Below are 14138 nucleotides of genomic sequence, written 5' to 3' on the forward strand. Positions count from 1 at the left end.
TGCATTCGCGAATTTTCAAAGCGATGATTGCATAACTATGCCGTCAACGTTAAGATTTGCAGCACTAATTACTATTCATTTTTTGCGCATGAGTATTCAACTTAACGGTATTAACTGCTTTTACGGTGCCCACCAGGCGCTGTTCGATATTCAACTGGCGTGCCCCGAAGGCGAGACGCTGGTTCTGCTGGGTCCAAGCGGTGCCGGTAAGAGCTCCCTCCTGCGCGTGCTGAACCTGCTGGAGATGCCGCGCTCCGGCACGTTGGGTATCGCCGGCCACCATTTTGACTTCAGTAAAAGCCCTTCCGATGCAGCAATCCGCGAACTGCGGCAGAATGTCGGCATGGTCTTTCAACAATACAATCTCTGGCCGCATCTCACGGTGACACAGAACCTGATCGAAGCGCCCTGTCGCGTGCTGGGCCTGAGCAAAGATCTGGCCCATGCCCGCGCCGACAAATTGCTGGAGCGCCTGCGACTGACCAAATTTGCCGACCGCTTCCCACTGCATCTTTCCGGTGGTCAGCAACAGCGGGTGGCCATTGCCCGGGCACTGATGATGGAGCCTGCGGTCCTGCTTTTCGATGAGCCGACCGCCGCACTGGATCCGGAGATTACCGCCCAGATTGTGTCAATTATTCAGGAACTCTCCCAGACCAATATCACCCAGGTGATCGTAACCCACGAAGTGGAAGTGGCGCGCAAAACCGCCAGCCGCGTGGTGTATATGGAAAATGGCTACGTGGTCGAACAGGGCGATGCCAGCCGCTTTACACAGCCGCAAACCGAAGCGTTTGCCCATTATTTATCGCACTGATGCAGGACATAATGATGAAAAAAGTCGTACTCGCCGCGCTGTTAGCCGGCCTGAGCCTGAGCGCAAGCGCCGCACAGACCATCCGTTTTGCTACTGAAGCCTCATATCCTCCGTTTGAGTTTGTTGACTCTGACAATAAGATCCAGGGCTTCGATGTGGACCTGGCTAACGCGCTGTGCCGCGAGATGAACACGACCTGCTCCTTCACTAATCAGGCATTCGACAGCCTGATCCCCAGCCTGAAGTTCCGTCGCTTTGATGCGGTGATGGCCGGTATGGACATCACGCCAGAGCGTGAAAAACAGGTGCTGTTCACTAAAGCCTACTACGACAACTCCGCGCTGTTTATTGCCCAGAAAGGCAAAGTCGCTTCCGTTGACGCGCTGAAAGGCAAACGTGTTGGCGTGCAGAACGGCACCACACACCAGAAATACCTGACTGAAAAAATGGCTGGTGTCAGCACAGTGCCTTACGACAGCTATCAGAATGCCATCCTCGACCTGAAAAATGGTCGTATCGATGCCGTGTTCGGTGATACTGCCGTGGTTAACGAGTGGCTGAAACAGAACGCTAACCTGGCTCCGGTCGGTGAGAAAGTGACGGATAAAGCCTACTTCGGCACCGGTCTGGGCATCGCGGTTCGCCAGGGCAACAGCGAGCTGCAGAGCCAGTTCAACGCTGCGCTGGACAAAGTGAAGGCAGATGGCACTTACAAAACCATCTACAGCAAATGGTTTCAGCAGTAATTTCTGAATGAGCGAACTTTATCCTCTTGCAAGCGCCGCCGGGATGACCGTCGGCCTTGCCGTTTCTGCGCTGGTCGTGGGCCTGATCCTGGCAATGATTTTTGCCGTCTGGGAATCAGCCCGCTGGCGGCCTGTCGCCTGGATCGGTACCGGTCTGGTGACGCTGTTTCGCGGCCTGCCGGAGATTCTGGTGGTGCTGTTTGTCTACTTCGGCGCTTCGCAGCTGCTGCTGACGCTTTCCGATGGTTTCACCATTAATCTGGGCCTGGTGAAAATCCCGGTACAGATGACCATCGAGAATTTCGATGTCAGCCCGTTTCTCTGTGGCGTGATCGCGTTGTCTGTTCTCTACTCTTCATACGCATCGCAAACGCTGCGCGGCGCGCTGAAAGCAGTGCCGGTTGGTCAGTGGGAATCTGGCCAGGCGCTGGGAATGAAGACGACGGCGATTTTCTTCCGCCTGATCCTGCCACAGATGTGGCGTCACGCATTACCGGGCCTGGGCAACCAGTGGCTGGTGTTGCTGAAAGATACCGCGCTGGTGTCGTTGATCAGCGTTAATGACATCATGCTGCAGACCAAAAGCATTGCCTCCCGCACGCAGGAGCCTTTTACCTGGTACATGATCGCCGCGGCGATTTACCTGGTGATCACTCTGCTGAGCCAGCAGATCCTCAAGCGGATTGATGCCCATACCACGCGGTTTGAGCGGGGGAATAACTGATGCTGAGCTATTTACCCGAGCTGCTGAAAGGACTGCATACCAGCCTGACGCTGACCGTTGCATCACTGATGCTGGCGCTACTGCTCTCACTGCTGTTTACCGTGATCCTCTCCCTGAAGGTTCCGGTGCTGAACCTGATCGTGCGTGGCTATATCACGCTGTTTACCGGCACTCCGCTGCTGGTGCAGATCTTTCTGATCTACTACGGCCCGGGGCAGTTCCCGTCGATTCAGTCGATCCCGTGGCTGTGGCATTTTCTTTCGCAGCCCTGGTTGTGTGCGCTACTGGCGCTGTCGCTGAACAGTGCAGCTTATACCACTCAGCTGTTTTACGGTGCCGTGCGGGCCATCCCTTCCGGTCAGTGGCAGTCCTGTGCCGCTCTGGGGATGAACCGTAAAGATACCCTGCGCATCCTGCTGCCCTATGCTTTTAAACGTGCCCTCTCTTCTTATTCCAACGAGGTGGTGCTGGTGTTTAAAAGTACCTCCCTGGCTTACACCATCACGCTGATGGAAGTGATGGGACACGGGCAGTTGCTGTACGGACGGACCTATGACGTGACGGTATTTGCGGCCGCAGGCCTGATTTATCTGTGCGTCAATGGACTGTTGACCCTGATGATGCGTCTGATTGAGCGCCGCGCGCTGGCCTTCGAACACCGTAATTGATCGTACCGGTGGTGGTCAGCACCACCGGTATTTCCAGGAAACAGCCCTTCTTTGCAGGTTAATCAGCGGATAGCCCGTTATCGCCGACTGGTATAATAGCCGGGTATTTTGACCGCAAGGACGGTAAGTGATGCACAAGTTTGTCCTGGCCCTTTTGCTTGCCAGCCTCAGCTTTAACTCGCTGGCCAATGGCCCCCTTCGTTTCGCCTTTTCGGCAACCAATCCACCCTTTGAGTCTCTTGACGGTGACGGGCAACTGGTAGGGTTTGATATCGACATGGCAAAAGCCCTGTGCGAGCGCATGAAAACCCAGTGTATCTTCACTAATAACGCTTTTGATCGCCTGCTGCCTTCGCTTAAATTTCACCGCTATGACGTGGTCATCTCCGGGATGGACATCACCGCTGAGCGGCAAAAACAGGTGGATTTCACCCAGCCCTATTACGCCAACTCTGGCACCATCGTCGCCGTGAAGGGGCGCTACAGCAGTTTTGAGCAGCTAAAAGGCAAACGTATAGGCGTGGGTGGCGAGACCACCCAGCAGGCTTATCTGCAATCGGCATGGCCGGACATCATTGCCGTGACCTATGACAACTACCAGAATGCGCTGCTGGATATACATAACGACAGGCTGGAAGGCATCTTTGGCGATACGCCAGCGGTATATGAATTGCTGAAATCCAATCCCCAGCTGGCCCGGGTCGGCGAGCCAGTGACGGACAGTCGTTATTTCGGCTCCGGGCTGGGGATCGCCGTGAGAAAAGGCAATCAGGAGCTGCTCAGCCAGCTAGACGAAGCCCTGCAGGGCATCAAGGATGATGGCACCCTGCGTAAGCTGAGCCTGCGCTGGCTTGGCAGTGAAAAGTAGCGGCGCTCAGCGACGCTTCAGCAGCGTCAGTACTTCACTGTGGGCAGTGTGCGGGAACATATCGAACAGCTGCACTTTTTCCACCGAATAATCAGCCATTAACGCAATATCACTGGCCATCGTCTGCGCATTACAGCTGGAATAGAGGATCCACTTTGGCGCCATCGCGCTGAGAGAGTTGCAGAGCTGCACGCCAATTCCGCGTCGCGGAGGATTCACCAGCACCAGATCCGGCACCTCCCCTTCACCGGTGGCAAACGCCGTCGAATCCAGCGCGGCAAAACTGATGTTTTCCAGGCCCATTGCCGCAGCCGAGCGTTTCGCACACGTAATAGCTTCCGCACTAATCTCAATACCGGTGAGGCTCATCTCTTTTGTTGAGCAGTGCAGGCCAAAACCGCCCACCCCACAGAAAAGATCCCACATACTGCCGACGGCCAGCTCGCTGACCCACTGGCGGGCAGTGCCATACAGCGAGGCTGCCACTTGCGGATTGGTCTGGAAGAAACTCTGCGGGCGGATCCACAGCGGCACATCGTTTAGCTGGTCGGCCAGCGCCTGATTCTCTGTCAGTGGGATCTCTTCTTCCCCTTCCAGAATGGCCATATGTACCGGCTGGATATTGGCAGAGATCACGCTCAGCTGCGGCAACTGCTGCTGCAGGGCTGGCAGCGCATGCTCCAGTTGCGCCAGCTTCTCTTTTGAGCGCAATACAAAGCGCAGCATCAGCTCGCCGCTGTGTGAGCTTTCAGTGAGCAGGATAAACTTCAACTCGCCTCGTTTACGCGCGACGTTATACGGCGTCAGCCCGGCCTGGGCAATAAACGGCTTCAGTCTTGCAAAGACTTCGGAAAAACTCTGCGGATAGAGCGGGCAGTCACAAAGATCAACCGGATGACCATCACGATGCATGATACCCAACACCGGTCGCTCCACGCTGCCGCTGACCACCATTTTGGCCTTATTACGAAACATCTGCTCAGCAGAAATCACCGGCGCCAGCCACTGTCCGACAGGCTGCTCAGCCAGCAACTGACGAAGCCGTTCCTGCTTGGTTTCAAGCTGACGTGGATAAGGGATCTCCAGCCACTGGCAGGAGCGGCAGCGGTCGGCATCGTAAAGGGCGCAGTGCATGAGAAATCAGTTAATCCGGATTAAAAAAGCGGGCGGGGATTGTATCACTGTACGTTTAGCGATGCCGAAAAAATTCCCGACTGCTGGCAGGGACAAACAGCAGCAGCATGATCAACAGATCCGGCAGCTTGAGGGAAATAAGTAAAGGAAGAATACGGCCATCGCTTCCGCCGCTGATATTAAACAGCTCAGGGTAGACCCATCCCATTGAGGCCATAAACAGATAGAACATCACCACTGCCTGCGCCAGAGCGTAACCCAGGCGTCCCCAACGGCGGCCACGCATCACCGCAATGGCACAACGCAACTGGGCAAAAAACAGCAGCTGGCTGGCAATAAAGATCAGAGTGGAATCCCAGGCCTGGGCGCTGCGGTGGACAAAACTCATCAGCTCATTCAGCCCCAGCTCGTGCATCTGCAGGCCAACACCGAGACAGCGGATGGCGATAATGCCAATCCCGGCCACCAGCACCGGCACGGGGATAACCGATGGTGATGACAGAACCGCTTTACCTTCTCTCAGCACTTCTGACATGGTTTTTCTCCTGCTGACGCACCTGGGTTCCCGATATCATGAAATAACCGCCAACTATTTTTAGCGCAATTGAAGGAATATATCCACTCTCCGGGATATTTCTCTGCGGAACAGTTTGACAGGTATTATAAAAAACGTCGAATCCCGGTATTTATTCTTTAAATGGCGGCGGGATGTTCCTCCCACTCCTCTATTTCCAGACGATGTTACATTTAACGTCATAATTTACTTCCGGACAGGGCAAGGGCTGTGTGATTATCGGAAGGCTAACCCCTGATAGTGGCTGAATGGAGAGCTTAACGTGTTAAAAGTTTTGGAACATTACGCTTATCTGCATGAGATCCCGGAGCTGGGGTTTCAGGAGTTTAAAACCTCGGCCTATATCAGCCAGCAGCTGAAAGCCGCCGGTTATCAGGTTCAGGATAATTTTAATGCCACCACCGGCATTGTGGCCGTGCTGGACAGCGGCGTGCCAGGTCCCACTCTGGCGTTGCGCGCAGATATGGATGCACTTGGCCACGTCATTAATGGCGAACATTGCGCACGCCATACCTGCGGTCATGATGGACACTCTTCAGTAGTGCTGGCCGCCGCTCAGGAACTGATCGCAGAAGGCGCGGTGAAGAAAGGCCGCCTGAAAGTCATTTTCCAGCCTGCGGAAGAGTTGGGCACCGGTGCGCTGGCGATGATTGCTGGCGGAGCTGTTGACGATGTCGATATGATCCTGGGTTTCCACGTCCGTCCGGCCGAAGAGTGCGCCGTCGGCACCGCCATCCCTGCCGTTTACTACTCGGCCTGCGTCACCATTGAGGCTACCGTGCGCGGTCAGACCGCACATGGCGCACGCCCTCATCTGGGCATTAACGCGCTGGATGCTGCCAGCAGCGCGGTTCAGGCCGTCAATGCCGTGCATATGGCCCCGGGTAACAGCTGGAGTGCGAAAGCGACCCGTTTTCTCTGTGACGCCGGGGTGACCAACTCGATCCCTGATGAAGCCCGCGTGGTATTCGATCTGCGCACGGCAGAGAATGAGGATATGAAAGTGCTGCAGGCCAGAGTGGAAAGGGCGATCCAGCATAGCGTGGCGGCCTACGGCGCAACGGCTGAAATCATGGTGCTGAAATCGATGCCAGCAGCAGAAATTGATGATGAGATGACCACGCTGATCTCAGAGTCGATTAAAGAAGTGCTGGGAGAAGAGGCAGTAATGCCGGTTCGCTCCACGCCTGGCAGCGAAGATTTCTTCCACTATGCGGTACAGCGTCCGCAGGTAAAATCCGGCTTCTGGGGACTGGGAACCGGACTGGTGCCGGGCCTGCATCACCCGGATATGCACTTCGACCTGAACTCGCTGCCAGTGGGCATTAAGATCTTTAAGGCCTGCGTGCTGAAAGTGCTGGGGTGAGTAGCGGCAAAAACTGATGAAAACTGAAGCAGCTCAGGATTGGCGGTTAGTACGTTAAGTCGCTGCTAAATCTGATGTCTGCAGGAGGGGTTATCCGGAACACGGACACGCCGTAAATACTTCCCTGTAGGCTTGATTCGCGCGTCCATGCGCTCAACAGTCCGCTTATCCGGATAACCCCTCCGCTTCAAAGCAATAATGTTGCTGCAGGGACGCGGCAATCAAGCCCCCATGGACGGGTTTACGGCGTCCCGGATGAGGCTCACTTTACCGACGCCGGACATCAGCGCCGGTTTTGACCTTGTCGTTGCCAGAACCAGTCTTGACCTTGTGGGTACCAAAGCTGGCGTTGACCTCAGTGCCCGCTCCGGGCCTTCTGAATATCCCGCAGCCGCTGTTTCTCTTCATGAGCCATAAACCGCCAGGCGATAAACCCGACAATCCCGACCACGAACAGGATCAGCGAGGCCAGCGCGTTAATCTCCGGATTCACCCCCCGGCGCACGGTTGCAAAGATCTGCATCGGCAGCGTGGTGGCTCCGGGCCCGGTCACGAAGCTGGAAATCACCAGATCGTCCAGTGACAGCGTAAAGGCCAGCAGCCAGCCGGTGACGATAGCCGGAGCAATCATCGGCACGGTAATCACAAAGAACACCTTCAGCGGCGTTGCACCTAAATCCATTGCGGCTTCTTCAATCGAGCGGTCCAGTTCGCGCAGCCTGGAGTTAATCACCACCGCGACATACGCCGTACAGAAAGTGACGTGTGCCAGCCAGATGGTTAACATGCCACGATCGGCAGGCCAGCCAAAAGCATTGCCCATCGCCACAAACAGCAGCAGCAGTGACAGCCCGGTGATCACATCCGGCATCACCAGCGGTGCAGTCAGCATAAAAGCAAAGCCGGTTGACCCTTTGAAACGGCCAAAACGCACGATCACCACTGCGGCAATCGTGCCGAGGATCGAGGCGGCGGTAGCCGCCAGCGCCGCAATACTCAGGCTGAGCGTCACTGCGCCGATCATCGCATCATCATGGAACAGCACGTTATACCAGTGCAGTGAGAAACTCTCCCATGCCGCCAGCTGTGACGAGTTAAAGGAGTAAATCACCAGCAGCGCCATCGGCGCATACAGGAAGAAGAAGCACACCACCAGAATAGCGATACGCCACGGCGAGCGGATTGTCGGTAACGTGGTCATTCCTTCTCCCCCATCTCTTTATTCTGATGCTTGTGGAACCAGATAATTGGCAGGATCAGGATCAGCAGGATAATGACCGCCAGCGCCGATGCCACCGGCCAGTCACGATTATTAAAGAACTCCTGCCACAGCACACGGCCAATCATAATACTGTCCGGGCCTCCCAGCAGTTCAGGAATAACGTACTCACCGACCGCCGGAATAAATACCAGCATCGATCCGGCAATAATCCCACCTTTGGTCAATGGCACAATCACGCTGAAGAACGTTTTCAGCGGCCTTGCGCCCAGATCCAGCGAGGCTTCCACCAGCGAATAATCAATACGTGTCAGCGCGGTATAAATTGGCAGCACCATAAACGGCAGATAGCAGTACACAATGCCGATATACACCGCGAGATTGGTATAGAGGATTGTCAGCGGATGGTCGATGATGCCGGTCCACATCAGAAACCGGTTTAGCACCCCGTTATCGTTCAGGATCCCCATCCAGGCATAGACGCGCACCAGAAACGAGGTCCACGAAGGGAGGATAACCAGCAGTAGCAGGATATTGCGGGTGGAAGGTGAGCTGTGCGCCACCGCCCACGCCAGCGGATAACCAATCAGCAGGCAGATTACCGTGGAGACTGCCGCGACCTGTAACGAATGCAGATAGGCATCCACATACAGCGGATCGTCCGTGAGCGTAAGATAGTTACCGAGATTAACCACCATCGTCAGCTGACCGTCAGCCCAGCTGAGCAGATCGGTATACGGCGGGATAGCACGGGCAATATCAGCAAAGCTGATTTTCAGCACGATCAGGAACGGCAGCAGAAACAGCAGGATCAGCCAGAGATAAGGTAAAGCGATGACCAGTTTACGGCCATGCTTTATCTTCAGGCGGCCCGGCAAAGAGGAAACCGGTGCCGGAGTGCGGCCTGGTGGTTCAGTGGTATTTGAAGAATGCTGGCTCATAACTCCCCCACTACACCGTCAGAACCACACAGCTGTCCGCGTCCCAGCAGAGACGCACTTCGTCTCCCCAGGTCGGCGCGCCTTTGCGGAAGCGATGGGCGTTCTGCAACTGGGCGCTGATCATCTGGCCGCTGCGCAGACGCACATGATATATCGACAGGTCGCCGAGATAGGCAATGTGCACCACTTCCCCGACGGCAAAGTTACAGCCGTCAGCAGGAACCTCTTCACACAACATCACTTTTTCCGGGCGCAGCGCCACATGAACCGGCACGCCGTCGGTCACCGAAGCATCGGAATCCACCTTCAGCGGGTGGATCAGCCCCGGACTGTCGATAATCAGGCCGTCAGCCTGACGTTCACGCAGCAGGCCTTCGAACAGATTTACCGAGCCGATAAACTCCGCGCTGTAGCGCGTGGTCGGATGCTCGTAAATCTCCTCCGGCTCACCAATCTGCACAAACTTGCCGCGGTTCATAATCGCAATGCGCCCGGCCATGGTCATCGCCTCTTCCTGGTCATGGGTGACCATCACACAGGTCGCGCCCACGCGCTCAAGGATATCGACCACTTCCAGCTGCATCCGATCGCGCAGCTTTTTATCCAGCGCCCCCATTGGCTCATCCAGCAGCAGCAGTTTTGGCCGTTTCGCCAGGCTACGGGCCAGTGCCACACGCTGACGCTGACCGCCGGAAAGCTGATGCGGTTTACGTTTGGCGTACTCCTGCATGTGCACCAGGGTCAGCATCTCAGCGACGCGGGTGGCAATTTCGCCTTTTGGCAGGCGATCCTGCTTCAGGCCAAACGCGATATTCTGTTCAACCGTCATGTGCGGGAACAGCGCGTAGGATTGAAACATCATATTGATCGGTCGCTGATACGGCGGCACATGGGACAGGTCCTGGCCGTCGAGCATAATCTGTCCGGATGTCGGGGATTCAAAACCCGCCAGCATCCTCAGCAAAGTAGACTTGCCGCAGCCGGAGGCACCCAGCAGCGCAAAAATCTCGCCTTTGTAGATGGTCAGGTTGACATCATCAACCGCATGTTGTCCGTCAAAAGACTTGGTCAGATTGCGGATTTCCAGCAGCGGCGTTAACGCCTTGCCCGCTTTTTGCTGCGGACGGGGGATCGCGTCGTTCACTTCCATAACTCTCCGGGCCCTGCCGTAAAAAACAAAACAGAGGCCAGGCAGGCACCTCTGTTATTCCGTGAAGAAAGAGTCAGCCTCTGTTAATTACTTACCACTCTTAACTTTAGTCCATGCACGGGTGCGCACACGATCGAGTTTCGGATCCTGGACTTTCAGCACGAACAGTTTCGCCATGGTTTCCGGGGTTGGGAAGATGCCCGGATTGTTACGAATGTCAGCATTAATCAGTGGTACAGAAGCCTTGTTGCCATTGGCATAGAACATCTTGTTTGAGATGTCGGCAATGACTTTTGGCTCCATCAGATAGTTCAGGAACTGATAGGCCTCATCGACGTTTTTGGCATCTTTCGGAATAGCCAGCATATCGAAGAACGCCAGCGCGCCCTCTTTAGGAATGCTGTAGGCAAGGTGCACGCCATTTTTTGCTTCAATCGCACGGTTCTTAGCCTGCAGCACGTCCCCTGCCCAGCCGATAGCCACGCAGGTGTTGCCGTTAGCCAGATCGTTGATGTACTGGGAAGAGTGGAAATAGCGGATGCTCGGACGCAGCTTCAGCAGCAGGTCGGTTGCCGCACCGGAGTAATCCTTCGGATCGCTACTGTTAGGATCTTTGCCCAGGTAGTTAAGCACGGTAGCAAAAATCTCTTCCGGCGCATCGAGGAAGGAAACGCCGCAGCTCTTCAGCTTTTCGAGGTTCTCCGGTTTCAGCACCAGATCCCAGCTGTCGACCGGCGCATCTTTACCCAGTACCGCTTTGACCTTATCGACGTTATAGCCAATACCGGTGGTCGCCCACAGATACGGGATGGCGTATTTATTGCCCGGATCGTGCTGGTCCAGCTTTTTCAGCAGGTCTGGATCGAGGTTTTTGTAGTTAGGCAGCCTGCTCTTGTCCAGAGGCTGGAACACGCCGGACTGAAGCTGGCGGGCGAGGAAGCTGGAAGAAGGCACCACGACGTCGTAACCGGTGCTCCCCGCCATCAGTTTGCCTTCCAGCACTTCGTTTGAGTCGAAGACGTCATACACCACTTTGATACCGGTCTGCTTTTCAAAATTCGGCACGGTATCCGGGGAAATATAATCTGACCAGTTATAGACGTGCAGCGTCTTATCAGCAGCCACCGATCCCGCGGAAACCGCCATCAGCACACCGGCCACCACACCTGACAACCATTTTTTACGTTGGTTGAACATGTTTTTCCTTCCTCCAGAAAAAGATAATCACGGCTCGTTATGACAGCGGGCCTGTAAAGGCCATTAGAATGAATGATTATTCACCCTGCTGTTAAATAGAAAAAACCTATACCTGTAGCGACGTTGCACGCGAAACGCAGCTTCGCAAGAATAGCCCCACTCTATGATCCAGGCCAGACCCAGGCGTAAAAAACGCCTTTTATCGATTTTTAATGCAGTTTTCCTCTATGTGATAGGCCAAACGCGGCACAAACGACGAGGAAAATCGGGCGTTTGCCGCTTAAATGCAGCATAAAAAATGGCACTGGTGGCCGGAAGTCTGCTGAAAATAGCAACAACTGAGGTTAACAGGAGAAATATGCACCAGACAGGAAGTTCAAAGGGGCCAATCGTCGATCGACCCGGGCAGTTCAGAGAGAGGAATTAATGCAGCATGGAGTGAGAGGAGATGAACTCACCGCGTTCTTCTTCATCTTCGTTCATCATCAGCAGATGGTTGGCAAAGGCTTCCATCACCACCATGGAGATCTGTTCTTCGCTCTGCTTCATAAAGTGCACGAACTGACCGTAAGTCAGCCCGGCCGTAACGCAAAGCGACTGACAGACAATCAGCTTGGGCAGGTTGTCATCCTGAATATCCACAAAGGCTTTTACCGTCAGCGAGCTGGCATTGATCTGTGACAGATCGCCAACCAGCGGGATCAGCGCGGTGGGCTTTACTTCGGCGAGTGCGGAAAACAGTATGACGTTGTCCACCAGATCGAGCTTGGCATCGAACACGCCGTCAAAATTTTGCATATGCGGCAGGTGAAGCGCCTGACAGGAGTCACACTCAAACCAGGTAATACTTTGCTGATCCAGCCAACGACGAATGACGTCGATATCCGGAACGACGAGTGAATCCATGTGATTTGTCTCATACTGCCTTAAAATTGCGCCCTAGCTTACGGAAAAAAGCCCCGGAACACCACGATTGCGACAGAAATATGACGTCATCCGCCGGTTTTCAGACAGAAACCAGGTCGCGCCTGTTCTTCAATCCAGGCGATCATCATCGCGGCAATATCCAAACCCGTGGTCTTTTCAATGCCTTCCAGCCCTGGCGAGGCATTAACCTCCATAACCAGTGGTCCACGGCTGGCGCGTAAAATATCCACCCCGGCCACGTCCAGGCCCAGCGTCGCGGCGGCGTCGATCGCCATTTCCCGCTCACGGCAGGTGATTTCCACGCTGCGCGCCGTGCCGCCACGATGAAGGTTGGAACGGAAGTCCCCTTCCTTCGCCTCTCGTTCAATTGCAGCAACCACTTCGCCGCCAATCACCAGACAACGGATATCCCGGCCGTGGGCTTCCTTGATAAACTCCTGCACCAGAATATGGGCGTTCAGTCCCCGGAAGGCGTCGATCACGCTTTCGGCCGCCTGACGTGTTTCCGCCAGCACCACTCCTATCCCCTGCGTGCCCTCAACCAGTTTTACCACCAGCGGCGCTCCGCCCACCATCTCAATCAGATCGCTGGTGTCATCCGGTGAATGGGCAAAACCGGTAACCGGCATGTCAATCCCCTGCCGCGCCAGCAGCTGCAGCGAACGCAACTTATCCCGCGCGCGGGTTATCGCCACCGACTCGTTCAACGGGTAGCTGCCGCATACCTCAAACTGGCGTAGCACCGCTGTGCCATAAAAGGTAATGGCCGAGCCGATACGAGGGATCACCGCGTCGAAATGGTCCAGCTGCTTGCCGCGATAGTGGATTGCGGAAGAACCCGGATTGATATTCATGTAGCAGGAAAGCGGGTCAATCACTTCCACGCTGTGGCCGCGCTTTCGGGCGGCCTCCAGCAGCCTTTTGCACGAATAGAGTGAACCGTCTCGGGAAAGAATCGCAATTTTCACCAGATGCCTCCGGGGGAGCTTAACGTGTTGCCCAACCCTGCTTGTGCAGATAATCCAGCATAAATGGCCGGCTTTCTTTAATAATGGTTTTCTGGATGTGCTGGCTCCAGCTTTCGCGCCGCGGGTTGCTTTCACGGGTCAGATAGTACTCTTCCTGCTGGCTGTCATAAGCGGCCAGCACTTCAGGATCGATCGGCTGATAGCGGTTTTCATGCACCAGCATTTGTGCTGGCATACGCGGCTTGTGCTGCGGTTTCTGATCGGGCCAGCCCAGGCAAAGGCCAAACAGCGGCAGGACAAATTTCGGCAGCCCCAGCAGCCCGGTCACTTCAGCGATGCTGTTACGGATACCGCCGATAAACACGCCGCCGAGGCCAAGAGACTCTGCAGCAATCATCGCATTCTGCCCCATCAGTGCGGTATCCACGCAGCCCAGCAGCAGCTGTTCGGCCAGCCCCAGCTGCGCTTCCGGACAGATTTGCAGGTGACGATTAAAATCGGCACAGAACACCCAGAACTCAGCCGCCTGGCCGACATACCGCTGGCCGCCGGTCAGAGTAACCAGCTTTTCACGCAGTTCACGATCGGTAATCCGGATCACAGATGAACACTGCAGGAAGCTGGAGCTGGATGCCGACTGGGCAGCGGCCAGAATGGCCTGCCGCCCGGCGTCGCCGATGGGCTGGTCAGTAAAGGCCCGGATAGAGCGGTGAGAGCAAAGTAGCTCAATGGTCGGCGTCATGCTTTTCTCCTGAAGAATGAGCGATAAAATGTTGCCGGCAAGGGTAGCACCAGATCAAGTGCGGGGTAAGAGAGGACCCACATAATTCCACCGGGGT

The 14138-nt window shown here is 55.3% G+C and carries 15 protein-coding genes; 6 read left to right on the forward strand and 9 right to left on the reverse strand.

Annotated elements, in window-relative coordinates:
• Positions 1–88 precede the first annotated feature (88 nt).
• The 5 genes from artP to GSQ70_RS14200 all read left to right on the forward strand — a co-directional run bounded on the left by artP (position 89) and on the right by GSQ70_RS14200 (position 3823).
• The gene (gene artP, locus GSQ70_RS14180; protein ID WP_158783138.1) at positions 89–817 is read left to right on the forward strand and encodes an arginine ABC transporter ATP-binding protein ArtP; all 729 of its coding nucleotides are present in this window, start codon (positions 89–91) and stop codon (positions 815–817) included.
• A 14-nt stretch (positions 818–831) separates the two neighbouring features.
• Positions 832–1563, forward strand: coding sequence for an arginine ABC transporter substrate-binding protein (gene artJ / locus GSQ70_RS14185; protein WP_158783139.1), 732 nt, complete (start codon positions 832–834; stop codon positions 1561–1563).
• 7 nt (positions 1564–1570) lie between these two features.
• Positions 1571–2287 carry an arginine ABC transporter permease ArtQ gene (gene artQ, locus GSQ70_RS14190; RefSeq protein WP_158783140.1) on the forward strand — a complete coding sequence of 239 codons (717 nt, stop codon included), beginning with the start codon at positions 1571–1573 and terminating at the stop codon, positions 2285–2287.
• On the forward strand, positions 2287–2955 hold the full coding sequence (gene artM / locus GSQ70_RS14195) for an arginine ABC transporter permease ArtM (RefSeq protein WP_158783141.1): 669 nt from the start codon (positions 2287–2289) through the stop codon (positions 2953–2955). Before artQ ends, artM begins: the two co-directional genes overlap by 1 nt.
• 130 nt (positions 2956–3085) lie before the next feature.
• Positions 3086–3823, forward strand: coding sequence for a transporter substrate-binding domain-containing protein (locus GSQ70_RS14200; RefSeq protein ID WP_158783142.1), 738 nt, complete (start codon positions 3086–3088; stop codon positions 3821–3823).
• 6 nt (positions 3824–3829) lie between these two features.
• Here GSQ70_RS14200 and rlmC read toward each other — a convergent pair whose 3' ends face one another.
• Both rlmC and GSQ70_RS14210 read right to left on the reverse strand, forming a co-directional pair.
• Positions 3830–4957, reverse strand: coding sequence for a 23S rRNA (uracil(747)-C(5))-methyltransferase RlmC (gene rlmC, locus GSQ70_RS14205; RefSeq protein ID WP_158783143.1), 1128 nt, complete (start codon positions 4955–4957; stop codon positions 3830–3832).
• Positions 4958–5012: 55 nt separating this feature from the next.
• Complete coding sequence (locus GSQ70_RS14210; protein WP_158783144.1) at positions 5013–5492, reverse strand: YbjO family protein; 480 nt, start codon at positions 5490–5492, stop codon at positions 5013–5015.
• A gap of 301 nt (positions 5493–5793) precedes the next feature.
• Between GSQ70_RS14210 and GSQ70_RS14215 the strand changes: the two genes are divergently transcribed.
• Positions 5794–6897, forward strand: a complete 1104-nt coding sequence (locus GSQ70_RS14215; RefSeq protein WP_158783145.1) for a M20 peptidase aminoacylase family protein — start codon at positions 5794–5796, stop codon at positions 6895–6897.
• A gap of 355 nt (positions 6898–7252) precedes the next feature.
• On the opposite strand, the gene potI is transcribed toward GSQ70_RS14215, so the two are convergent.
• The 7 genes from potI to nfsA form a co-directional block, all read right to left on the reverse strand.
• Positions 7253–8098, reverse strand: coding sequence for a putrescine ABC transporter permease PotI (gene potI, locus GSQ70_RS14220; RefSeq protein WP_158783146.1), 846 nt, complete (start codon positions 8096–8098; stop codon positions 7253–7255).
• The gene (potH, locus tag GSQ70_RS14225; RefSeq protein WP_158783147.1) at positions 8095–9057 is read right to left on the reverse strand and encodes a putrescine ABC transporter permease PotH; all 963 of its coding nucleotides are present in this window, start codon (positions 9055–9057) and stop codon (positions 8095–8097) included. Before potH ends, potI begins: the two co-directional genes overlap by 4 nt.
• A gap of 10 nt (positions 9058–9067) precedes the next feature.
• Entirely contained in the window at positions 9068–10201 is a 1134-nt protein-coding gene (gene potG / locus GSQ70_RS14230) for a putrescine ABC transporter ATP-binding subunit PotG (protein ID WP_158785317.1), read from the reverse strand.
• A 93-nt stretch (positions 10202–10294) separates the two neighbouring features.
• The gene (potF, locus tag GSQ70_RS14235; RefSeq protein WP_158783148.1) at positions 10295–11404 is read right to left on the reverse strand and encodes a spermidine/putrescine ABC transporter substrate-binding protein PotF; all 1110 of its coding nucleotides are present in this window, start codon (positions 11402–11404) and stop codon (positions 10295–10297) included.
• A gap of 423 nt (positions 11405–11827) precedes the next feature.
• Complete coding sequence (locus GSQ70_RS14240; RefSeq protein WP_158783149.1) at positions 11828–12310, reverse strand: YbjN domain-containing protein; 483 nt, start codon at positions 12308–12310, stop codon at positions 11828–11830.
• A gap of 86 nt (positions 12311–12396) precedes the next feature.
• Positions 12397–13299, reverse strand: a complete 903-nt coding sequence (rimK, locus tag GSQ70_RS14245) for a 30S ribosomal protein S6--L-glutamate ligase (RefSeq protein ID WP_158783150.1) — start codon at positions 13297–13299, stop codon at positions 12397–12399.
• Between the two features lie 19 nt (positions 13300–13318).
• Positions 13319–14041, reverse strand: coding sequence for an oxygen-insensitive NADPH nitroreductase (gene nfsA, locus GSQ70_RS14250; protein WP_158783151.1), 723 nt, complete (start codon positions 14039–14041; stop codon positions 13319–13321).
• Positions 14042–14138: the final 97 nt, after the last annotated feature.

It is taken from the genome of Pantoea sp. BAV 3049 (assembly GCF_009765445.1).
In the GTDB taxonomy this organism is placed as follows: Bacteria; Pseudomonadota; Gammaproteobacteria; order Enterobacterales; family Enterobacteriaceae; genus Erwinia.